Raw genomic sequence first — 21,084 nt, forward strand, 5'->3', positions numbered from 1 at the left:
TCTTTATTAAGAGAGATGTCAATGTTTACTATCAACGCTGAAGTACGTAAAGAGCAGGGTAAGGGTGCGAGCCGCCGCCTGCGTCACGCCAACAAGTTCCCGGCTATCGTTTACGGTGGCACCGAGGCTCCGGTTGCAATCGAACTGGACCACGACAAAGTGATGAACATGCAGGCTAAACCGGAGTTCTACAGCGAAGTGCTGACTCTGGCTATCGATGGCAAAGAAGTTAAAGTAAAAGTTCAGGCTGTACAGCGTCACCCGTACAAACCGAAACTGCACCACATCGACTTCGTTCGCGCGTAAGTGCAATGAAGAAAAAACGCCGCGCTATGCGGCGTTTTTTTTGCCTGTAATTCAGGCGCAAAAATTAAGGGCGGAGATTCCGCCCTTTTTCATTTCATGTTTATTTGCCTGACGTGCGGCGCTGTAGCTGATCGCGCAGGTTCGGCGGCGTGCCTTTGATGGTCAGCGTGTCGGTCGCCGGGTCCCAGAAAATACGCTCGCCAAGCAGCATGGCGTCGAAGTTAATCGTCAGCCCGCCGCCGCTGCCGGCGTATTTGGTCAGCTGGCGCAGCGTGCTGCGGTCCGCCGGGAACGTCTCTTCCAGCTCGTAGCCCTGCTCCGCCGTAAACTCCTGGAAGCTTTTCTCGCCAAAATTCGGCAGCTCTCTGGAAAGCTCAGACAGCGCAATCTCTTCGCCCGCCTGCAACTGCTCGTTGCAGTAGCTGTAGACCTGCGCACGCACGTTCTGGCGCTCGGCTTTATCGAGCTGCGCCTCGGCGGTGAAATCATCCAGCGCCTGCAACAGCCCGCGGTTCTGCGCTTTGGTATCGAGCCCGACGCTCGCGCCCAGGAAATCCATAAAGAAATCGGCGACCTTGCGCCCTACCCGGCCTTTCAGGAAGGTTAAGTAGCGGGTCGATTCCGGGTTGGTTTCCCATTCGGTCAGATCGATGCGCGCGACGATATCGGCGTGGTTGATATCCAGATAGTGCGTGGTGCTGATGTCCAGCTGTTCGTTAACGCGCATGCTGCTTAAGTTGTTCAGCACCGCCACCAGCAGGTATTCGACCGCCAGGTAACGATAGTGACAAAACAGCACGATACCGCCATCGGCAAACGGGTATTTCGCAAGCTCGTCACGCAGACGGCCGGTGGCCGCCCGGCTGAACGCCAGGAAATCCTCATCGCCGCGACGACACTGGCGCAGCGCCTCGGCAAGCTCGCTCTCTTCGTTAAAAAGGCCGTAGGCTTTGCTTTTCGCGCTGTAGACGCGATGTAGCTCGGCCATCATTTCCGTGACCGTATTGCCTGGTTCAAGCAGCGAGTCGCGCAGGATAAGCTCCAGATTCTGCTCATCGCGCTTAATTAACTGATGTAAGGCAATCTGGTCGATATCCAGACTCATGATAAACTCTCCTGTTGGGCAGGGGCGTATTCAACCACTGCCCGCCGTCCTGCGCAACCGCTGATAAAAAAGCGGAAATAAAGCCACTGCTACGGTAAGATATTGGACTTTCCTGAACAAACTGATGTTGATTTATGCCACAACTATCCCGCTATAGTGATGAACGCGTTGAAGAATTACTGACTGAACTGGCGAGCGTGCTGTCAAAGCACAAAGCGCCGACCGACCTTTCCCTGATGGTGCTTGGGAATATGGTCACCAATGTTATCAATAACAGCGTGGCCCCCGCGCAGCGCAAGACGCTGGCGCGCTCCTTCGCGGAGGCGTTGCAGTCCTCCATTCGCGACGATAACGCGCACTAAGGAAGAACGTTAAAAAGCTATGGTGACTAACCGTCAGCGCTACCGCGAAAAAGTCTCCCAGATGATCAGCTGGGGGCACTGGTTCGCCCTGTTCAATATTCTGCTCTCCATTGTCCTCGGTAGCCGCTATCTGTTTATCGCCGACTGGCCCACGACCCTGACGGGCCGGATTTACTCCTACGTGAGTCTGGTGGGCCACTTTAGCTTTCTGGTTTTTGCCGCGTATCTGTTAATCCTTTTCCCGCTCACGTTTATCGTGATGTCGCAGCGGCTGATGCGGTTCCTGTCGGCGATCCTCGCGACCGTCGGCATGACGCTGCTGCTGGTCGACAGCGAAGTCTTTACCCGCTTCCACCTGCACATCAACCCTGTGGTCTGGCAGGTGGTGATTAACCCCGATCAAAGCGAGATGGCCCGCGACTGGCAGCTGATGTTTATCGCGGTGCCGGTGATTTTGCTTATCGAGATGCTGTTCGCCACCTGGAGCTGGCAGAAGCTGCGCAGCCTGACGCGCCGCCGTCGGTACGCGCGCCCCGTGGCGGCGCTCTTTTTCGCCTCGTTCGTGACCACGCATGTGATGTACATCTGGGCCGACGCCAATTTCTACCGCCCGGTCACGATGCAGCGCGCGAACCTGCCGCTCTCCTACCCGATGACGGCGCGCCGTTTTCTGGAAAAACATGGTCTGCTGGACGCGCAGGAGTATCAGCGTCGACTGGTGGAACAAGGCGATCCGGAAGCGGTGAGCGTGCAGTATCCGCTGAGCGATCTGCGGTACGGCGATATGGGCTCCGGCCATAACGTGCTGTTTATTACGGTCGACGGCCTGAACTATTCGCGCTTTGAAAAACAGATGCCGTCGCTGGCGCAGTTTGCGCACGACAACATTAACTTTACCCAGCATTTCAGTTCCGGGAACCTGTCGGACAACGGCATCTTCGGCCTGTTCTACGGCATTTCGCCGGGCTATATGGATGGCGTGCTGGCCGCGCGCATTCCGGCGGCGCTGATCACCGCGCTCAATCAGCAGGGCTATCAGCTGGGCCTGTTCGCGTCCGACGGTTTCAGCAGTTCGCTGTACCGCCAGGCGCTGCTGTCGGATTTCTCGCTTCCTACGGCGCAGCCGCAGAGCGACGATCAAACCGCCTCGCAGTGGATTAGCTGGCTGAATAAATACGCCTCGGAAGATAACCGCTGGTTCTCATGGGTCTCGTTCAACGGCACCAGTATTGATGAAGATACCCGGCAGGCGGCCTTCACGCGCCGCTACGCCCGCGCGGCGGGGAATGTGGATACGCAGATTGACCGCGTGCTCGCGGCGCTGAAAGCGAGCGGCAAGCTGGAAAATACCGTTGTGATTATTACGGCGGGCCGCGGCGTGCCGCTCGGCAAACAGCAGGAGAGCTTCGGCTGGGATCGCTCGCGCATTCAGGTGCCGCTGGTTATTCACTGGCCGGGCACGCCTGCGCAGCGCGTGACGAAACTGACCGATCACCAGGACGTGATGACGACGCTGATGCAGCGCCTGTTACATGTGCGCACGCCAGCCTATGAATATTCGCAGGGCGAAGATCTCTTCTCCCCTTCCCGCCGCAACAACTGGGTGGTGAGCGCGGATAACAACACGCTGGCGGTGACGACACCGCAGATGACGCTGGTGCTGGATAACAACGGCAACTACCGGATGTACGACCTGCGCGGCGAGCGGATGAACGACGATAAACCGCAGCTCAGCCTGCTGTTGCAGGTGCTGACGGATGAAAAACGGTTCATTGCTAACTGATTGATTATTTATAAATCACTCAGCCTGCGGCGGCTTGCAATCAGCATAAAAACGGGTAGTATAAGCCTCCACGTCGGCACGTAGCGCAGCCTGGTAGCGCACTGTCATGGGGTGTCAGGGGTCGGAGGTTCAAATCCTCTCGTGCCGACCAAAAAATCCCAAGAAAACCAACCCGTTGCGGTTGGTTTTTTTATGCCTGCGATTTGGCGATGGTGAAATAATGATGCATCTCTGTCATTTCCCCCTGTAAAACGCCGCACGATTGACCCGCCGCGTAACAAAACGCTGTACGCATCCCCTTCTGAAAAGATTCAGGAGAAACGCTGTCTGATTGTTTTAAAAATGCATCCCATGCGTTTATGGTAAGGATCCATTTTCAGATAAGAAAAGGTGACGCATGCCTGGCGAACAACAGAATAAAGACTGGGTCAAATTCGCACAAACGCCGGGAAAAATAGAGCGCATCGAGGCCTATTTCAGTGGGCATGGTTATGAACCACATCGGCATGATATCTGGGCCATCGGCAGGACGTTATCCGGTGTGCAACGCTTTCATTACCGGGGTAGTAAACAACATAGCTTACCGGGCGGGACCATGGTCTTGCATCCGGACGAAGTTCATGATGGCGAAGCGGGGACGACAGACGGATTTCAGTACCGGATGTTGTATATCGATCCTGCCTTAATACAGAAAATCCTGGGCGGTAAACCCTTGCCCTTTATTCCTGGAGGGATCTCATCCGATCCCCGGCTTTATGCGGCGACGGAGCCGCTGCTGAAAGCGCCGGAAGCTTCTATTGACGCGCTGGAAGAAGAAGATGCGCTCTATGATCTGGCTCAGACGCTCGCGACCATTGGGGGGCGACGTTTTCGCCGATGCCTGGTGGATTATCGCTCTGCCGAGCGCGCGCGCGAATATATACAAGCCGAATTTAGTCAGAACATTACTCTGGATACCTTATCCGCGATAAGCGGCAGAGATCGCTGGAGCCTGAGCCGGGATTTTTGTGCGCTCTACGGAACGAGCCCTTATCGATATGTGACGATGCGCCGGCTTGAATATTGCCGACGTCAGATTCAGGCAGGCCTGACGCTGGCTGAGGCCGCTGCTGAAGCCGGTTTTGCAGATCAAAGCCACATGACTCGCCAGTTCATTAAAACGTTTGGCATCTCGCCGGGACGCTGGCAGAAATTTATACACAACAGTCATACCTGAGCTGCACGATCGTTCAAGACCAGCACCGCGGGCTTGTTTTATCCTGGATGCTTCTCAACCATAGGGAGCGTCACCATGTATTTTCCTGTTAATCTGGAACAGAAATTTTCCCTCTTCGATGCGCGCTGGCAGCCGAAAGTTATCGCCCAAATGAATGACTATCAATTCAAGATAGTTAAAATTGAAGGGGATTTTATATGGCACTCGCATCCTGAAACCGACGAAGCATTCCTTGTTGTTGAGGGCGTGTTACGCATTGATTTTCGTGACGGACATGTGCTCGTTGGCGCGGGTGAGATGTACGTTGTGCCAAAAGGCGTTGAGCATAAAACTTCTGCGCAGACGACGGTGAAAATGATGATGATAGAACCCTGTGGCGTCCTGAACACCGGGCACGAAGGTGGAGACCGCACCGCCGAGAGCGATGTCTGGATCTAACACAGGAGGATTTTAAACCCGCCAGACGGAAGACCCCGGTATTACGCGCTCGCGGCGCTTCTCGCCTGCCGCCACAGGCAGGGTAACGTCCCTGTCATCTTTACCTGTGATAACGCCACGCATCGCGGCGTTATTCACTATCCTGAATGCCGTACCCCACATCCCGGCCCTGTACGCATTAATTGAGCCGATTATTTCCCTGAATGCTTCGACATCTCCTCCGCGGACTTCAGGTGCTCCTCCACGACCGGCGTGTGCGCATCGGCCAGCGCTTTCACATCAGGATCTTTGATATTTTTGGCGTCACTTTGCAGCTTCGATAGCACCATTTTGTGGTCTTTGGTGCCGGCGTTTTCCATATACATTTTGTCAAAGGCGTCGCCGCTCTCTTTTTCGAGCTTAGCGGCCATGGCCTTATGTTTGGCGTCCGGCTCCGTCGGCAGAGTCACGCCCTTCTGCTGGGCGACCGTCTGAACTTTGGTCAGGGCAGCGCTATGGTCGTCGACCATCTTCTGCGCAAAAGCTTTGACGTCGCTGTTCTGCGCTTTCTCCAGCGCAATCTTCGCGGCGGCGACTTCATTAATATTGGCCTGCGCCATGTCCTTTAACGCTTTTTCGTCGCCGGCGCTGAGTTTGGCATCCGATGAGGTCTGGCTTGCGGCGCCAGTCTGCGCGGTACTCGCTGGCGTCTGGGCTTGCACGCTGAGAGTGCTGAACATCGCTGCGACTGCTGATACCACCAGCAATCCTTTCACGGTTTTGCTCTTCTGCATTTTGTTCTCCTGAAGGCCATGAGTAAGGCTGATGCAAGGTGATTAACCATGCTCAGCCTCAGAGGTAAATGACAATTGCACAGGTCAGTATAGGACAACAATCTGAGATAGCCGTTTGCGTCAGTGTTTTCACGGCCAGACGAAGCGAATAGCAGCAGAGAAACGGAAATAGTCCGTGGAAGCGATGTAAACCGTGATGGCATTTTCTGGCGTGACGCGTTAAAGGGACATTCTCTTTACGGTAAAGGGCAAAAACCTTTTATTCTGACATGACGCATCCATTCTTTTTAACGTGTGGCGAGGGAGGTCTCGTCTGGCTGAAACTGAGAAATTAACGCGCTTTACCCGGCCCTATATCACCCTATTCTCTGCCGGAATACTGTATTGCTCATTTTACAATCCGCCTTGTTTACTTTTCAGTAATTAATAATTTCATGTGGGTATCACTATTACTGCGCGTGCGAAGATTGATTTCTCAGGCGGCTTATTATCATGCCCGCGCTTTTACGCTTTTTTTGATAAAATATATCCTTTTTTATGTGACTTGCGTCACAAATCTGAAGATAGCAATAACCGCACAATTAGCGCGTCTAAAACAAGGAATTTACCATGTTTAATCTTCAGAGAATTGAACCCGCCTTTACGGATGATAGTTATGGTTTTACTCAGAGCCTGCTCGCCTGGCTTAATGGCGACAGCGATAATTCCCCCGCGCTTAACACGCTCCACGAAATAGTCCGGCGCGCCTGGCATGAGAACTCGGCGGTCGATGAGAAAATAGCTCAGCACGCGTTATTTATTATTTACCAGAGCGTACTGGCCCATCCTTTATCAGCGCCCGCCGCACGACAATACGATCCTGCCGCCCTGGAAATAAAAAATATTATCGAACAGCAGTGGATGGCGCATGAATTCGCCGGGCTGGCGATTCCTGATGAAGTGAATACCTCAAAGCATTACGGCGATTATTTAAAAACGGTCTGGCACGCGCATAAGGCGTCGCATCACCCTCTTTTTGAGTTTCTTGAAAAAGATGCCTCCACCCGACAGCTCTATTATTTTTTTAAAAGCGACAGCGCCCTTAATTTAATTTTCTTTGATCTGGTCGCTTACACCCTGATTGGCTCACAGCCGGAAACGCGCGGCACCATCAGCGAAAACCTGTGGGATGAGATAGGCCACGGCGATAACGTCTTCACGCACGTCAATCTCTATAAAGACGTTCTGGCGCGCCAGGACATCACCCTGCCCGCCAATCACTACATCGATATGTACGGCACGGAAGCGCTGGCCGGTCATAACGCGTTTATGCTGGGCTCGGTTAACCGCAAACACTACTACAAATTGCTCGGCGTAATGGCGATGACAGAAGTGTTAGACCCGCCACAATATACAAAACTGGTTAACGGCTGTCTGCGGCTGGGGCTTATCAGTCGCGATGTGAAGTACTATACCGAGCACATCACTATCGACATCAAACACGGCGATGACTGGCTTTATAACGTGATTGATGTCATCGCCGAACGCGACCCGGCGACCCGCAAAGAATTTTATCTGGGCAGTTTATTACGGCTGCGCACCGCCGGGCGTTACTACGATCAACTGATGCAAAAATTGCTCGCGCTGTGATGACGATATGAGCCCGGAGAAACACTCCGGGTTTATTCTGTATGCTGAACGAGAGGTAATCTGTGGCCTATTTACTGCTCGCTCTCGCCGCGATTTTCTGGGGCGGAAATTATGTGGTGGGACATATCCTGGTCCAGTATGTGGACCCGTACGGGTTAAGCCTTATTCGCTGGGGATTTACCACCGCGCTGATGCTGGCGCTTTACTGGCGTCAGTGCTCTGTTGATTTCGCCGTGCTGAGAAAACATCTCGGCATTAATACTCTGCTCTCATTTCTGGGCCAGGTCAGTTTCCCGCTGAGCTTATATATCGGGCTGCAGTACACCACGTCCCTGAACGCCGCGATTTATATCTCCAGTACGCCGTGTCTGGTTCTGCTGATTAACCATTTTGTGTTTCACGAGCGCATTTCGGCCCGCAATATTATCGGCGTGATCGCCAGTACGGGCGGGGTACTATATCTCGCATTTTCCAGCGCTGGCGGCAGCGGCAATATAAAAACCTTCGGCTTGGGCGATGTATTGACCATTATCTCCGCGCTGAGCTGGGCCTTTTACTGCGCGTTTTTACGCCTTAAAGATAAGACGGTGAAAAACACCTCTTTTGTCGCGTTTAGCTCGCTCATCGGTACGATAATTCTGGTGCCGATGTTTATGCTGCATGCGGCGCTGGCGCCGGATTACCGGGGCGTGATTTACACGCTTTCGCCCGCCGTTATCGCAGGCATTCTCTACCTGATTATTTTTCCGTCCTGGTTGTCCTATGTTTTCTGGAATAAAGGCGTTTCGCTGATAGGCACGACCCGCAGTGAAATTTACACCCATCTTATTCCTGTCTCAGGCGGTATCATGGGCATTGTGTTTTTAGGCAACGAACTCAGAAGCTATCACATCATCACGATGGTGCTGATTGTCTTTGGCATCATCTGTTGTTCCTACAGAAATGAGCCCAAAGCCAGCCCTGGCGTGATGGAGCGCTAATCAACAGCGGCGGCGAGGCCGAATCCGCGCCGTTGGGCGCTATACTTAACGTAACTTCCCCATCTGCCGCGAGGGCGACATGCAACGAGAAAATGTCATCTCCCGCAGCCTGGCGTCAGTCGGCTACGACTGGGACAGCCGGGTGCTGGAGATAGCCTTTCATAACGGCGCGGTCTATCACTATCTGAACGTGCCGGAGCAGGTGTATCTCGCGCTGGGCAACGCCCTCTCAAAAGGGCGTTATTTTCGTAAATCCATCAAAGACCGCTTTCCTTACCAGCGCGTGGAATAATCCTCAGGCGTTCGACGCGTTCAGGGCTTTGAGCAGGCCAAACGCCTGCTTCATCTGATCCTCACTCACCACAAAGCCGCGCAACACGCCCTGTCCGTCCATGCCCCGCGCGATAATGCCGCCAGGGCTGATGCTCATCTCCCACATCAGCGCCCGGTTGCCGGTATCGCCCGCCAGATGCAGCGGCATCAGCGGCGTTTTCACTTTAACGAGTATCGCAGGCAGCGTCAGGTTTTGCGCGTTACCGGTGAGGTTTCTGGCGAGCGTCATGGCGCACAGCTGCGCCGGTTGCAGGAACGGCAGCAGTTGCCCGCGGATCTCCGCGCAGTCGCCGAGCGCGTAAATATCCGGGTGGCTGGTGGCAAGCCGGTCATCCACGACAATTCCCCGGCGCGTCACCAGCCCGGCGCGCCGAGCGAGCGTTAAATCGGGCCGCAGGCCAATGGCGCAGACCACCGCGTCTACGCTTTGCTGATGCCCGTCGGTGAGCGTCGCCACCAGCGAATCGTGATGGCGCGCGAGCGACGACAGGCCGGTGCTGAGCCGCAGCGTTACGCCGTGTTGCATCAGCACCGTTTGCAGGCGCGCGCTGATTTCCGGTATCAGTATTGATGAGAGCAGGCTCGTGCTGGTATCCGCCAGCGTCACCTGTTTCCCGGCGCGGTTAAGATCCATCGCAAGCTCGGCGCCAATCAGCCCGCCGCCCAGCACCAGCACGCGTCTGGCGTCGCGCAGCGCCGCCTCGCAGCGGCGATACTCCTGCTGGCTGTTGAGCGTAAACATCAGCTCGCTGCCGCTCACCGGCGGCACCATCGCCTGCGCGCCGGTGGCCAGCACCAGTTGCTGCCAGGGAAAGGTGCCGGCGCTGGTTTCCACAGTGCGCGCGGCGGTGTCGATAGCCGTCACCTGCGTCAACGGATGCAACGCAATGTCGTTCTGTTCCGCCCACTCGCCTGCGCGCTGGCGGGTGAGATCGTCCGCGCGCTGCCCGTTAGTAAACACATGGCTGAGGTCGGGTTTGTTATAGTCATCGCCGCTGTCCGCCGTGATAAGCCGGATCGGACGCGTCCTGTCCTGCTGGCGCAGGTGGCGCACCAGCTGGCGGGCGGCAAAGCCCGCGCCGATAATAATCAGTTCCTCGCGCATGGTTCAGCCCTCGTAAACGTCAAAGACCGATTTGCCGATGCCGCATTCCGGGCAGAGGAACGTCTCCGGCACCTCGTCCCACGGCGTGCCGGGCGCGACGTCCTGATTCGGCTCGCCCTTCGCCGGATCGTAAACCCACTGGCAGACGGTACAGATCATGCACTGCCCCACCGGTTCGTCCGGCTCCTGAATGCCCACGCCGGACGCTTCCGCCACCGCTGGCGCGGTCACAGGCAGCGGCGATAAGGCCCAGGCGCGCGCGATTTCGCGGCCATGCTCGCGGCAGATCTCCAGCGCGTCGAGATCCGGGCGCCACTTGGCCTTCAGGCTGAGCGACATCTCAAACCCGGCGTCCTGCAGGCGGGTGGAAAGCCGGTCGACCGCGCCGCCGCTCCAGCCGTGCGAGCCAAACGCGCTGGCGCGCTTGTTGCGAAAACGCAGACCGGTCATCTCTTCTACCAGCCCGGCGATTTTCGGCATCATCACGTTGTTCATGGTGGAGGTGCCGACCAGCACGCCTTTAGAGCGGAAAACATGCGTGAGGATTTCGTTTTTATCGCTGCGGGCGACGTTGAAAATTTTGACGGCCACGCGCGGGTCCACCTCGTTGATGCCCTGAGCAATCGCATCCGCCATCAGGCGGGTATTACCGGACATGGTGTCGTAGAAAATCGTAATGCGATCTTCCTGGTAATCCGCCGCCCATTTCAGGTACAGCTCCACTATCTGCGTCGGATTCTCACGCCAGACCACGCCGTGAGAGGTGGCAATCATCGCCACCGGCAGGTTGAAGCCGAGGATTTCGGTGATTTTCGGCGTCACCAGGCGGCTGAAGGGCGTGAGGATGTTGGCGTAGTAGCGCTGGCACTGCTCAAACAGCTCAGCCTGATCCACTTCATCGTTGAACAGATGTTCATCGCAGTAGTGCTGGCCGAAGGCGTCGTTGCTGAACAGCACCGCGTCGCCGGTCAGGTATGTCATCATGCTGTCGGGCCAGTGAAGCATCGGCGTTTCAACAAAGATAAGCTTTTTGCCGTTGCCGATGTCCAGGGTGTCGCCGGTTTTCACCACGTTGAAGTTCCACTCCGGGTGGTGGTGATGGCCGTTAATGGAATCGATGCCGTTGGCGGTGCAGTAAATGGGCGTATCCGGAATGCAGTTCATCAGCTCGGTGAGCGCGCCGGCGTGATCTTCCTCGGCGTGGTTGATAATGATGTAGTCGATATCCGCCAGATCGATTTCGCTGCGCAGGTTGTTGACGAAATCCCGGCTGAATTTATGGTCAACGGTATCGATCAGAACGTTTTTCTCTTCGCGAATGAGGTAGCTGTTGTAGCTGCTGCCTTTTAAGGTTTTGTACTCGGTGCCATGAAAATCGCGCACTTCCCAGTCGCGCTGGCCAACCCAAAAAATGTTGTTTTTGACATGAATGTTCATTGCAAGGTTCCTCTGAAATAATCCGGTATGCATCGGGTATTGCAGAGACCGTGCCAGTTTTTAATTATCTGATTTAATAGAATTTATAAATGCATGATTGTCAAAATGACCATCACAGAGTATGGTGTTTTTGACACTCTATTGTGGAATTGACACGATGCCGCTCTCTGCCCAGTCTCTCGCCGCGCTGGCGGTCGATATGCAAAACGGCCTGCCGGGGCGCGACCGTTTTAACCGCATGATCGCCAGCATTCACCGCCTGCTTCACTGCGACGCCACCGCGCTTTTGCGCTATGAAGACCGCCAGTTCCGCCCGCTGGCGACGGCGGGCCTCGCCCCGGATGTGATGGGCCGCCGCTTCAGCCTGGCGGCGCATCCGCGCCTCGAAGCTATCGCGCGGGCAGGCGACGTGGTGCGCTTTCCCGCCGACAGCTTTCTGCCTGACCCTTACGACGGGCTGATCCCGGAGCGCCAGGAGCTGCATGTGCACGCCTGCGTCGGAATGCCGCTGTTCTCCGGGCAGACGCTTATCGGCGCGCTGACGCTGGACGGCATGAGCGCCACGCAGTTTGATGCTTACAGCGACGACGAACTGCGCGGCGTGGCGAGCCTTGCGGGCAGCGCGCTGCACAACGCGCTGCTGGTGGAACAGCTTGAGAAAACCGCCGCCCCCTTCAGCCGTGCGCTGGAGAGCGTTCAGCCGGATGAGCGGCTGGAGATGATTGGCGAGTCGGCCCCGATGCAGCAGCTGAAAAAAGAGATATCGCTGGTGGCGCCGTCGGATCTCAACGTGCTGGTGCTTGGCGAAACCGGCGTCGGTAAAGAACTGGTGGCGCGGGAGTTACACGCGCAATCCGCCAGAGCCGCGAATCCGCTGGTTTACGTCAACTGCGCCGCGCTGCCGGAAAGCGTGGCGGAGAGCGAGCTATTCGGGCATATCAAAGGCGCGTTCACCGGCGCAATCCACGACAGGCGCGGCAAATTTGAACTGGCCGATAACGGCACGCTGTTTCTCGATGAGGTGGGCGAGCTGCCGCTGACGCTACAGGCGAAGCTACTGCGGGCGTTGCAATATGGCGATGTGCAGCGCGTCGGCGAAGATAAACTGCTGCGGGTGGACGTGCGCATTGTCGCCGCCACCAACCGCGACCTGCGGGACGCCGTGGCGCAGGGCGGCTTTCGCGCCGATCTCTACCATCGCCTGAGCGTCTTTCCGCTCCACGTACCGGCGCTTCGCGAGCGCGGTGACGATATCCTGCTGCTGGCGGGCTATTTCTGCGAGAAATGCCGGGTGAAGTTCGGCCTGAACCGCGTGGCACTGAGCCCGCAGGCAAGCGAGTGGCTGATGGCGCAGCGCTGGCCTGGCAATATTCGCGAGCTTGAACACGCCCTCTACCGCGCGATTATCGTGGCGCAGGCCGGAAGCCGCGGGCCGGAACTGTTGCTGCTGGCGCACCACTTCGCTCCGGGCGCAAGCGTCGTCGCGCCGCGCGAAACCCCAGCCGCCGCCGCGCCGCCGGTCGAAAACCTGCAGCGCGCCACGCGCCAGTTTCAGCGCGATTACATTCAGCGCGCGTTGCAGATTGCCGGTAATAACTGGGCGGCCTGCGCCCGGCTGCTGGAGATGGACCCCGGCAATCTGCACCGGCTCGCGCGCAGGCTCGGCCTGAAGTAACCGCATCCGTTTAGCAAGGCTGGCGTTTTGTCGCCTTGCTCTGTACCATCGCCCGTCCCTGCCGCCCGCAAAGGGCGGCGCTCATCATAAAAACACCTGCAAATACTCATGTCTGATACTCAAACTGCGGCTCGGGCGGTGCCTGAGCTTTCTGTAGCGCATGTGCTGCGCACGCCGCGCCTGCTGATGCGCGAAACGCTGGCGGGCATTCTGACCGCGCTGGCGCTGATCCCGGAAGTGATCTCGTTTTCCGTCATTGCGGGCGTCGACCCGAAAGTCAGCCTGGTGGCGTCTATTGTGCTGTGCTTCAGCATGTCTCTGCTCGGCGGACGTCCGGCCATGGTGACGGCGGCGGCAGGCTCGGTGGCGCTGGTCATCGGCCCGATGGTGCATCAGCACGGCGTCGGCTACATTCTGCCTGCCCTGGTGCTGGGCGGCATCATCCAGATCCTCTTCGGGCTGGGTGGGCTGGCGCGCATGATGCGCTACATCCCGCGCTCGGTGATGACTGGCTTTGTGAACGCGCTCGGCATCCTGATTTTCATGGCCCAGGTGCCGCACGTCTGGGGGCAGAGCCAGATGGTCTGGCTGCTGTTCGCCGCCACGCTCGCCATCGTGCTGCTGCTGCCGCGCGTCACCAAAAGCGTGCCGTCGCCGCTGGTGGCGATTGTCGCGGTGACCGTCATCGCCTGGGCGTGCGGCCTGACGCCGCCGACCGTTGGCGATGAAGGCCCGATGACGCCGGGCCTGCCGGGCTTCACGCAACTGCTGGTGCCGCTTAACCTGGAGACGCTGCATATCATCTGGCCCTGCGCGTTGAGCATCGCGTTTGTCGGGCTGATGGAATCGCTTTTAACGGCGCGTCTGGTGGATGACATCACCGATACGCCGTCCAGCAAGCGCCGCGAATGCTGGGGGCTGGGCGTGGCCAATATCCTGAGCGGGTTTTACGGCGGCATCGGCGGCTGCGCGATGATCGGCCAGACGGTGGTGAATGTGGAGCTGGGCCGCGCCCGCTCGCGCTTTTCCACCATCGCCGCGGCGCTGGTGCTGCTGCTGATGGTGACCGGGCTGAGCGCCGTGATGGCGCAGATCCCGATGGTCGTGCTGGCGGGCATCATGATGGTGGTCGCCGCGAAAACGCTGAACTGGCACAGCATCGCGCCAGCCACGCTCAAGCGCATGCCGGTCTCTGAAACGCTGGTGATGGTCGTCACCGTCATCGCCACCGTCTGGACCGGCAACCTCGCCATTGGCGTGGCGGGCGGCGTGCTGTTTGCGATGATGCTCTTCGCGCGTCGCGTCGCCCACGTCGTGCGCGCCGAGCGCGAGGTTATCGATAACGGAGCCGCGGTGCGCTACCGGGTGCGCGGCCCGCTGTTTTTCGCAAGCAGCAACGATCTCTACGAGCATTTCCGCTACGCGGAAGATCCGGCGCGGGTGATTATCGATTTAACCCACGCGCAGATCTGGGACGCCTCGACCGTCGCGGCGCTGGACGCCATCGAAACGCACTATCAGCGCTATAACGCGACAGTGGAAATTGAAGGGCTGGATATGCGCAGCCACGAATTCCACCAGCGGCTGAGCGGCAAGCTGTAAAAAACCACCGCAAGCGCGGTGGTTTCAGGCTCTGCAAGGCGGAAGATAACTTTCGCCTTTTTTATGCGCGCGGCTTAACTGCCGGTGCGCGCCAGCACGTCGCGGCTCGCGAGCTGGCGCTCTTCGCCGGTGAGCTCGGACAGCACGCCCTGGCGCATCTCCAGCAGCCGGTCGGCATGGATGAAGTAGTGATCGTCGTGACTGATGGCGAACACGGTTTTGCCCATCGCTTTCATCAGCGGCAGCAGCACCTGATAAAACTCGCGGCGGAAATGCGGATCCTGATCGGCGGCCCATTCATCGAGCAGAATGATATCGCGCCCTTCCGCCAGCGCCAGCAGCAGCGCCACGCGCTTTTTCTGCCCTTTCGAGAGTTTCAGGTTGAGGATTTTGCCGTTCTCAAGCGTCAGCTTATTGACCATTTTCAGGCGTTCCAGCCAGCTTTCCACCAGCGTCGGGTCCGCCTCTTCGCCGCCGGGGCCGAGCAGTTTGTCAAACAGCCAGACATCGGTGAACACCGCCGAGAAGTGCTGGCGGTACGCGGCCATGTCGTTTGCGGCGAGCGGTTTACCGTCTATCAGGATTTCGCCGGATGCAGGCTCATACAGGCCAGTTAAGAGCATGGCGAGCGTGGATTTGCCGCTGCCGTTGCCGCCAATCAGGAACAGCAGTTCGCCGCGGTGAATGGTGAGATTAATCGGCCCGACGCTGAAACTGCCGTCGTGGTAGGTAAAGGTGACGTCACGTAATTCCAGCCGCTGCCAGCCGTTATTGCGCGCCGGGCGTTCAAACGCGGCCTCGTAAGGCGCCAGCTGAAACTGTTTGAGCTTATTAAACGCCACCTGGGCGGAGAGCAGGGTCGGCAGCGCGCCCATCGCCGAAAGCAGCGGCGTGCGCAAAAAGAGCAGCGCCAGCGAATAGGTGGCCGCGACGGTGGTATCCGCCCAGCCAAGCCCGTTCGCCATCCAGAACACCAGGCCAATCACGCCAAGCATCATGATATTCGACCAGTTAACGGCGCTCAGGTGGAAGGTGTCGGCGCGGATAATATGATCGCGATAACGCTGCGCGTCCGGCGTGTAGATTTTGTCGAAGAGATACTCCGCGCGCTCGCGGTTGAGCGCCAGCTCTTTGCGCCCTTCCAGCACGGTCTGGAAATCCTCATACAGGCTATCTTCCACTTCGCGAAGCGTGGCGAGATGTTTATAAACGCGCTGCACCAGCAGGTAGCCGGTCCAGAGCGTCACCGCTATCCACAGCGCGGTCACCAGCAGCATTTTGCCGGACAGCCAGCCGAGGTACGCGGCGCTGCCGAGCGTCAGAATAACGCCCTGCACCAGCTCCGGCAGGCGCACAAACGCGACGGTGATATTGCGCACGTCGCTCGACAGCCCCGCCAGCAGCGTGGCGCTGCCGAGCTTTTCAATCTGCCCGACCGGCGTATCCATAATGCGTTTGATAAATTCACCGCGCAGACGGTAGACGAAGTGGTGGCCAAGCATGGTCAGCGCCAGCTGGGAGCCGAGCGTCACCGCCATCAGAAGCACCAGCAGGCCGAGAAATTCCGGCAACACCGAGGCATTGAGATCGACGGTGGCAATCAGGCGCTGATTGATAAAGGCGATAAGCCCGATACCGAGCGCCGCGCTGGCGAGGCTCAGCGCGAGCACCAGGGAAAACGGCCAGCGATACTGGCGCCAGACGAGGCGCAAAAGTTCCATAAATAAACATGACTCAGGCAGTGGAAACAGCGAGCAGTTTAAACGGCCCTGCGGTCACATCAAGAATAATTCTTATTTTTATCCGCGCGCCTGGCGGAAGGTGAGATTGTAGCGATATTCCCCGGTGGCCGAATGCTGACCGGCCTTAAGCGGCTGTATGCCATGATAAAAAAGCCGCGACGGCCCGCCCCATACCACCACATCGCCATGCTCAAGCAACAGACGCTTCAGCGGATCGTTACGTTTCAGGCCGCCGAACTGGAACACGGCGGGCAGCCCAAGCGAAACGGAGACAATCGGCGCGCGCAGATCCGGCTCGTCTTTATCCTGATGCAGCGACAGCTTAGCGCCCGGTGCGTAGCGGTTGATAAGACAGGCGTCCGGCGTGAAATCGGGGTAGCCTGCCGCACGCGCGGCCGCGTCGCACAGCGCGCGAAAGGCGTCCGGCATCGCGGGCCACGGCGCGCCGGTTTGCGGGTCGACCTGCGCGTAAAGATAGCCTTTCTGGTTGGTGCTCCAGCCCACCTCGCCGCAGTTGGTCATCGCGACCGACATGGTATAGCCGCCGGGCGTCACCATATGGCGAAACGGCGAGCGGGCCGCGACGGCCTCAATGCCCGCCATCAGCGCGGGTGCAGAGGCGAGCGCGAAACGGCGCAGCACCACCGCGCCGTCGGCGAGCGGTTCCTGCCAGGGTTCAGCATCGGCAAAGAGATCGAGCATTATTTCTCCTGTTCACGTTCACGGGCAAGGAGCCGCGCCTTGCGCTCAGCGCCCCAGCGGTAGCCGGAGAGCGCCCCGTCGCGGCGCACCACCCGGTGACACGGCACCACGATAGCGAGCTTGTTGGCCGCGCAGGCGCTGGCGACGGCGCGCACCGCCTGCGGATTGCCGGTGCGCTCGGCGAGCGTCTGGTAGCTGATGGTGCTGCCGGGCGGCACCGTCTGTAGCGCCTGCCAGACGCGCAGCTGAAACGCGGTGCCGCGTAAATCGAGCGGCAGCGCCAGTTCGCCCTGCGGCGCATCAAGCCACGCGGTGACCTGCGCCACCTGCGCGCTGAATGCCGCATCCGGCGCGAGACGCTCCGCGTGCGGGAAAATCGACGCAAGCTCGGCTTCCAGCGCCGCGGCGTCATCCGCCAGCAGTACGGCGCACAGGCCGCGCTCGCTTGCCGCCACCAGACACAACCCGGTCTCGCAGGGCGCGATGGCGTAGCGAATCGCTATCTTTTCGCCGCCGCGCTGGTACTGCCGCGGCCGCATGCCGAGCGCGCGGTCGGCGTCGCGATAGAGCGCGCTGTTGGAGGAAAACCCGGCCTCCCAGAGCGAATCGGTTACGCTCATGCCATTGCGCAGCGCCGCCTGGAGTTTTTGCGCGCGGAGCGCATTTTGCCAGGCTTTCGGCGTCAGACCGGTCATCGCTTTAAACTCGCGATGAAAATGGTACGGGCTCATGGCGGCGCTTTCAGCAAGCGCTGCAAGCGTCAGCGGCGTGTCGCTCTGTTCCATTAGCCGACACGCTGCCGCGATGCGCTGCGCTTTTTGCGCCTGCGGCGTGAGGCATGCCGGCTGGCAGCGTTTACAGGGGCGAAAGCCCGCCGCGCTGGCCGCCGCCGCGTCCGGGTAAAAGCGGACGTTTTCGCGAAGCGGCCTGCGCGCCCGGCACGACGGGCGACAGAAAATGCCGGTCGTCACCACCGCAAAGACAAAGGCGTTATCGGCACGCGCGTCGCGGTTTTCCACCGCCTGCCAGCGGGCGCGCTCGCTGGTAAAATCTGCTACGTTCATGGCGCTCTCCTTCTTACAGGTTAGCGTGAGTTTGCCCGACAGGCCGTCTGCGAAAACGCCTCTTCTTGCTTTTTAATTTTCGGTTTTCTCAATAAAGCTTTTGAACTGCGGCGACATCCAGGTCGCGAAGCCGTCGCCCTCACGGGTGATGAAATAGACCGCGAGCTTCTCGCGCAGCGCCACGGCTTGCGCTTTTTCCGGGCCAAGCACCATCAGGCCCGTGTCCCAGGCGTCCGCTTCCAGCGCGGTTGGCGAAATGACCGTTACCGAGACCAGCTTATGCGTGATGGGCCGTCCGGTCGCGGGATCGATCACATGCGAAAGACGTTTGCCGTCAAGCTCATAATAGTTGCGGTAGCTGCCGGAGGTGCTGATGCCGTGGCCGTTAATATCCACCACCGCCTGGACGGCGTTTTCCTGGTCGGTCGGCTTCTGGATAGCCACGCGCCACGGCTGGCCGCCGGGGTTCATACCGCGGCTTGCGAGCGCGCCGCCCACCGACACCAGATAGCGGCTGATGCCCTCTTCTTCCATCAGGCGCGCCAGATGATCGGCGGCGTAACCTTCGCCGACGGTGGAGAGATCGACATACAGGTCGGGCAGATCTTTTTGCAGCCACTGCTGCCCGGAACCGTTGATGACTTTCAGGTGCGACAGGCCGGTACGCGCGCGGGCCGCGTCAATCTGCGCCTGATCCGGCGTTTTCACCGGCTGTTTATCCGGCCCGAAGCCCCACAGGTTAACCAGCGGCCCGATGGTGATATCCATCGCGTTATCGGTTTTCGCGCCGACGCGCAGCGATTCGGTGACGATATCCGCCATCGCCTCGTCCACCGGCCAGGGCGCCGTGGTGCGAGCGTGGTTAAAGCGCATCAGCGCGGAGTCGTCTTTCCAGGTGGAAAGGAGCCGGTCGTCGGCGTCGAGGCGCGCCTGGATTTTTTCACGCAGTTCGCTTGCGCGCGCCGCATCAACGTCCGCCAGACTGACGCGCCACGACGTCCCCATCGTTTTGCCTTCCAGCACCAGCGCCTGCGGAGCGGATGTCGGGGCGTTATCGCAGCCTGCGGCCATTAAAGCGGCGGCCAGCAGCATGGTTCGTAAACCGGGTAATTTCACGCGTTTCTCCTCTGTAGCGGCGGCCCAAGGTTACCTTATTTTCTTCAGACATAAAAAAAGGAGCCCGCAGGCTCCTTTTGCACATCAGGTCGGGGATTAGAACTGGTAAACCAGGCCTACCGCTACGACGTCATCAGTGCCGATACCAGCCTGACGGGTGAAGTTGTTGTCATCCAGCAGGTTGATTTTGTAATCCACGAAGGTGGACATGTTTTTGTTGAAGTAGTAGGTCGCGCCAACATCAACATATTTCAGCAGATCCTGGTCGCCGTAAGAAACACCGGTGGTTTTGTTGGCGATGTCTTTACCGCGGGACTGCAGGTAAGCCACGGACGGACGCAGGCCGAAGTCGAACTGGTACTGCGCAACCACTTCGAAGTTCTGCGCTTTGTCAGCGAAGCCGTAGATGGCGCTGCGGTCATCTGCGCTGCCGTTAGAGGTACCGAAACGGGTCGCGTTGTAAGTCTGGGAGTACTGCGCCGCCAGGTAGATGTTGTTCGCGTCGTATTTCAGGCCGCCGGAGTAAACTTCTGCGTGGTCGCCTTCGCCGTACAGCGCAGCGCTGGTGCCGTTCTGGTCAGCGGTACGTTTGGAGGTCGCCATCGCGCCGCCTACGCTGAAGCCTTCGCCCAGGTCGTAGGTCAGAGACATGCCGTAGCCGTCGCCGTTCTGTTTCAGCAGGCTGCGACCGCCGGTAGCGTCGTTTTCACCAGAAACGCTGCCATTTTTACCCTGGTACTGCAGGGCAAAATTCAGGCCGTCAACCAGACCGAAGAAGTCGGTGTTACGGTAGGTCGCGATGCCGTTGCCGCGAGATTGCAGGAAGTTGTCCGCGCCGTAGGTGTCGCCGCCGAATTCCGGCAGAACGTCGGTCCAGGAGGTCACGTCGTAGATAACGCCGTAGTTACGACCGTAATCGAAAGAACCTGCGTCACCGAATTTCAGACCAGCGAACGCCACACGGGTCCAGGACTGGTTATCACTTTCAGAAGTGTTGCCCTGGATCTGATATTCCCACTGGCCGTAACCGGTGATCTGATCGTTAACCTGCGTTTCGCCTTTGAAGCCGATACGCATGTAGGTCTGGTCGCCGTCAGCGCTGTTGTCGTCAGAGAAGTAGTGTTCAGCGTCAACTTTACCGAACAGATCTAATTTGTTGCCGTCTTTATTATAAATTTCTGCTGCATTGACGCTGCCTGCAACCAGCAGAGCCGGGACCAGCAGGGAGAGAACTTTAACTTTCATTATATTAACCCTCTGTTATATGCCTTTATATACTTATTATTGCCACTGCTCACTAATTCACGGAACTAGTGGGCGAATCCATTGTCCGAAACCGGGGCCGAATAATCCAACAGGAATATGATACGAAAACTTTTTAGGTGTTTCATAATGCCTACAAAATGTAACAATATATTAATAAAAGGGAACTTTTTTCCGCACTAATCGCTAAATATATTCGCACTAATTATCAAGAAATCCATTTTAATCAAAATAAATCAATTACTTAATCATTAGGAGTATTTACCGCACTGAATGACAAAACCAAATAAGAAGAGTCCACTAGAATTAATCCCGCTATCATCATTAACTTTATTTATTACCGTCATTCAGATCTGAATGTTCGTTTTACCCCTATTACCGCCGGATGCTCGCATCCGGCATTTTTTTGCCCCGATTTTCAGGTTCAACTATTTCTGCGTAAATCATCGTAAA

The 21,084-nt window shown here is 57.8% G+C and carries 19 protein-coding genes and 1 tRNA gene; 11 read left to right on the top strand and 9 right to left on the bottom strand.

Annotated features, from left to right (window positions below):
* Positions 1-21: 21 nt before the first annotated feature.
* Positions 22-306 (top strand): 50S ribosomal protein L25, encoded by a 285-nt coding sequence (gene rplY / locus AFK65_RS13375; protein ID WP_004387433.1) that lies wholly within the window; start codon positions 22-24, stop codon positions 304-306.
* A gap of 100 nt (positions 307-406) precedes the next feature.
* Here the strand turns inward: rplY and yejK are convergent, their stop codons facing one another.
* Positions 407-1,411, bottom strand: coding sequence for a nucleoid-associated protein YejK (gene yejK / locus AFK65_RS13380; protein WP_007699792.1), 1,005 nt, complete (start codon positions 1,409-1,411; stop codon positions 407-409).
* Between the two features lie 134 nt (positions 1,412-1,545).
* On the opposite strand from yejK, the gene AFK65_RS13385 reads away from it, so the two are divergent.
* The 5 genes from AFK65_RS13385 (at position 1,546) to AFK65_RS13405 (ending at position 5,210) form a co-directional block, all read left to right on the top strand.
* Complete coding sequence (locus AFK65_RS13385; protein WP_004387431.1) at positions 1,546-1,773, top strand: YejL family protein; 228 nt, start codon at positions 1,546-1,548, stop codon at positions 1,771-1,773.
* A 19-nt stretch (positions 1,774-1,792) separates the two neighbouring features.
* Complete coding sequence (gene yejM, locus AFK65_RS13390; protein WP_038856722.1) at positions 1,793-3,556, top strand: LPS biosynthesis-modulating metalloenzyme YejM; 1,764 nt, start codon at positions 1,793-1,795, stop codon at positions 3,554-3,556.
* Between the two features lie 74 nt (positions 3,557-3,630).
* Positions 3,631-3,707: transfer RNA gene (locus AFK65_RS13395), tRNA-Pro, on the top strand.
* 246 nt (positions 3,708-3,953) lie between these two features.
* Positions 3,954-4,772 (top strand): AraC family transcriptional regulator, encoded by an 819-nt coding sequence (locus AFK65_RS13400; RefSeq protein WP_007699798.1) that lies wholly within the window; start codon positions 3,954-3,956, stop codon positions 4,770-4,772.
* A gap of 75 nt (positions 4,773-4,847) precedes the next feature.
* Positions 4,848-5,210 (top strand): cupin domain-containing protein, encoded by a 363-nt coding sequence (locus AFK65_RS13405; protein WP_007699801.1) that lies wholly within the window; start codon positions 4,848-4,850, stop codon positions 5,208-5,210.
* A 191-nt stretch (positions 5,211-5,401) separates the two neighbouring features.
* Here the strand turns inward: AFK65_RS13405 and AFK65_RS13410 are convergent, their stop codons facing one another.
* Complete coding sequence (locus tag AFK65_RS13410) at positions 5,402-5,983, bottom strand: DUF4142 domain-containing protein (protein WP_007699808.1); 582 nt, start codon at positions 5,981-5,983, stop codon at positions 5,402-5,404.
* A 609-nt stretch (positions 5,984-6,592) separates the two neighbouring features.
* Between AFK65_RS13410 and AFK65_RS13415 the strand changes: the two genes are divergently transcribed.
* The 3 genes from AFK65_RS13415 (at position 6,593) to AFK65_RS13425 (ending at position 8,884) form a co-directional block, all read left to right on the top strand.
* Entirely contained in the window at positions 6,593-7,612 is a 1,020-nt protein-coding gene (locus AFK65_RS13415) for an iron-containing redox enzyme family protein (RefSeq protein WP_007699810.1), read from the top strand.
* 62 nt (positions 7,613-7,674) lie between these two features.
* The gene (locus AFK65_RS13420; RefSeq protein ID WP_007699813.1) at positions 7,675-8,592 is read left to right on the top strand and encodes a DMT family transporter; all 918 of its coding nucleotides are present in this window, start codon (positions 7,675-7,677) and stop codon (positions 8,590-8,592) included.
* A 79-nt stretch (positions 8,593-8,671) separates the two neighbouring features.
* Positions 8,672-8,884, top strand: coding sequence for a KTSC domain-containing protein (locus AFK65_RS13425; protein ID WP_007699816.1), 213 nt, complete (start codon positions 8,672-8,674; stop codon positions 8,882-8,884).
* 3 nt (positions 8,885-8,887) lie between these two features.
* Here the strand turns inward: AFK65_RS13425 and norW are convergent, their stop codons facing one another.
* Together norW and norV are read right to left on the bottom strand one after the other, a co-directional pair.
* The gene (gene norW, locus AFK65_RS13430; protein WP_038856718.1) at positions 8,888-10,030 is read right to left on the bottom strand and encodes an NADH:flavorubredoxin reductase NorW; all 1,143 of its coding nucleotides are present in this window, start codon (positions 10,028-10,030) and stop codon (positions 8,888-8,890) included.
* Between the two features lie 3 nt (positions 10,031-10,033).
* Positions 10,034-11,467 carry an anaerobic nitric oxide reductase flavorubredoxin gene (norV, locus tag AFK65_RS13435; protein ID WP_007699822.1) on the bottom strand — a complete coding sequence of 478 codons (1,434 nt, stop codon included), beginning with the start codon at positions 11,465-11,467 and terminating at the stop codon, positions 10,034-10,036.
* A gap of 157 nt (positions 11,468-11,624) precedes the next feature.
* Between norV and norR the strand changes: the two genes are divergently transcribed.
* A complete protein-coding gene (gene norR / locus AFK65_RS13440; protein ID WP_038856716.1) occupies positions 11,625-13,142 on the top strand; it encodes a nitric oxide reductase transcriptional regulator NorR in 1,518 nt (505 codons plus the stop codon).
* A 108-nt stretch (positions 13,143-13,250) separates the two neighbouring features.
* Entirely contained in the window at positions 13,251-14,744 is a 1,494-nt protein-coding gene (locus tag AFK65_RS13445; protein ID WP_038856714.1) for a SulP family inorganic anion transporter, read from the top strand.
* Positions 14,745-14,818: 74 nt separating this feature from the next.
* Here the strand turns inward: AFK65_RS13445 and AFK65_RS13450 are convergent, their stop codons facing one another.
* The 5 genes from AFK65_RS13450 to AFK65_RS13470 all read right to left on the bottom strand — a co-directional run bounded on the left by AFK65_RS13450 (position 14,819) and on the right by AFK65_RS13470 (position 20,613).
* Positions 14,819-16,465, bottom strand: a complete 1,647-nt coding sequence (locus AFK65_RS13450; protein WP_038856713.1) for a multidrug ABC transporter permease/ATP-binding protein — start codon at positions 16,463-16,465, stop codon at positions 14,819-14,821.
* 78 nt (positions 16,466-16,543) lie between these two features.
* Complete coding sequence (gene alkB, locus AFK65_RS13455; RefSeq protein ID WP_038856711.1) at positions 16,544-17,188, bottom strand: DNA oxidative demethylase AlkB; 645 nt, start codon at positions 17,186-17,188, stop codon at positions 16,544-16,546.
* A complete protein-coding gene (ada, locus tag AFK65_RS13460; RefSeq protein ID WP_038856710.1) occupies positions 17,188-18,252 on the bottom strand; it encodes a bifunctional DNA-binding transcriptional regulator/O6-methylguanine-DNA methyltransferase Ada in 1,065 nt (354 codons plus the stop codon). Before ada ends, alkB begins: the two co-directional genes overlap by 1 nt.
* Before the next feature lie 72 nt (positions 18,253-18,324).
* A complete protein-coding gene (gene apbE / locus AFK65_RS13465; protein WP_038856708.1) occupies positions 18,325-19,344 on the bottom strand; it encodes an FAD:protein FMN transferase ApbE in 1,020 nt (339 codons plus the stop codon).
* Between the two features lie 120 nt (positions 19,345-19,464).
* Positions 19,465-20,613: a porin OmpC gene (locus AFK65_RS13470; RefSeq protein WP_007699884.1), complete on the bottom strand. Its 1,149-nt coding sequence runs from the start codon at positions 20,611-20,613 to the stop codon at positions 19,465-19,467.
* Between the last annotated feature and the right edge of the window lie 471 nt (positions 20,614-21,084).

It is taken from the genome of Cronobacter universalis NCTC 9529, assembly GCF_001277175.1.
Classification (GTDB): Bacteria; Pseudomonadota; Gammaproteobacteria; order Enterobacterales; family Enterobacteriaceae; genus Cronobacter; species Cronobacter universalis.

Coding starts and splice junctions, on each gene's coding strand:
- AFK65_RS13385 (WP_004387431.1), top strand. CDS start 1,546: ATGCCACAACTATCCCGCTATAGTGATGAACGCGTTGAAGAATTACTG.
- AFK65_RS13400 (WP_007699798.1), top strand. CDS start 3,954: ATGCCTGGCGAACAACAGAATAAAGACTGGGTCAAATTCGCACAAACG.
- AFK65_RS13445 (WP_038856714.1), top strand. CDS start 13,251: ATGTCTGATACTCAAACTGCGGCTCGGGCGGTGCCTGAGCTTTCTGTA.
- norW (WP_038856718.1), bottom strand. CDS start 10,030: ATGCGCGAGGAACTGATTATTATCGGCGCGGGCTTTGCCGCCCGCCAG.
- yejM (WP_038856722.1), top strand. CDS start 1,793: ATGGTGACTAACCGTCAGCGCTACCGCGAAAAAGTCTCCCAGATGATC.
- norV (WP_007699822.1), bottom strand. CDS start 11,467: ATGAACATTCATGTCAAAAACAACATTTTTTGGGTTGGCCAGCGCGAC.
- AFK65_RS13405 (WP_007699801.1), top strand. CDS start 4,848: ATGTATTTTCCTGTTAATCTGGAACAGAAATTTTCCCTCTTCGATGCG.
- AFK65_RS13425 (WP_007699816.1), top strand. CDS start 8,672: ATGCAACGAGAAAATGTCATCTCCCGCAGCCTGGCGTCAGTCGGCTAC.
- AFK65_RS13470 (WP_007699884.1), bottom strand. CDS start 20,613: ATGAAAGTTAAAGTTCTCTCCCTGCTGGTCCCGGCTCTGCTGGTTGCA.
- norR (WP_038856716.1), top strand. CDS start 11,625: ATGCCGCTCTCTGCCCAGTCTCTCGCCGCGCTGGCGGTCGATATGCAA.
- AFK65_RS13450 (WP_038856713.1), bottom strand. CDS start 16,465: ATGGAACTTTTGCGCCTCGTCTGGCGCCAGTATCGCTGGCCGTTTTCC.
- yejK (WP_007699792.1), bottom strand. CDS start 1,411: ATGAGTCTGGATATCGACCAGATTGCCTTACATCAGTTAATTAAGCGC.
- AFK65_RS13410 (WP_007699808.1), bottom strand. CDS start 5,983: ATGCAGAAGAGCAAAACCGTGAAAGGATTGCTGGTGGTATCAGCAGTC.
- apbE (WP_038856708.1), bottom strand. CDS start 19,344: ATGCTGCTGGCCGCCGCTTTAATGGCCGCAGGCTGCGATAACGCCCCG.
- ada (WP_038856710.1), bottom strand. CDS start 18,252: ATGAACGTAGCAGATTTTACCAGCGAGCGCGCCCGCTGGCAGGCGGTG.
- rplY (WP_004387433.1), top strand. CDS start 22: ATGTTTACTATCAACGCTGAAGTACGTAAAGAGCAGGGTAAGGGTGCG.
- alkB (WP_038856711.1), bottom strand. CDS start 17,188: ATGCTCGATCTCTTTGCCGATGCTGAACCCTGGCAGGAACCGCTCGCC.
- AFK65_RS13415 (WP_007699810.1), top strand. CDS start 6,593: ATGTTTAATCTTCAGAGAATTGAACCCGCCTTTACGGATGATAGTTAT.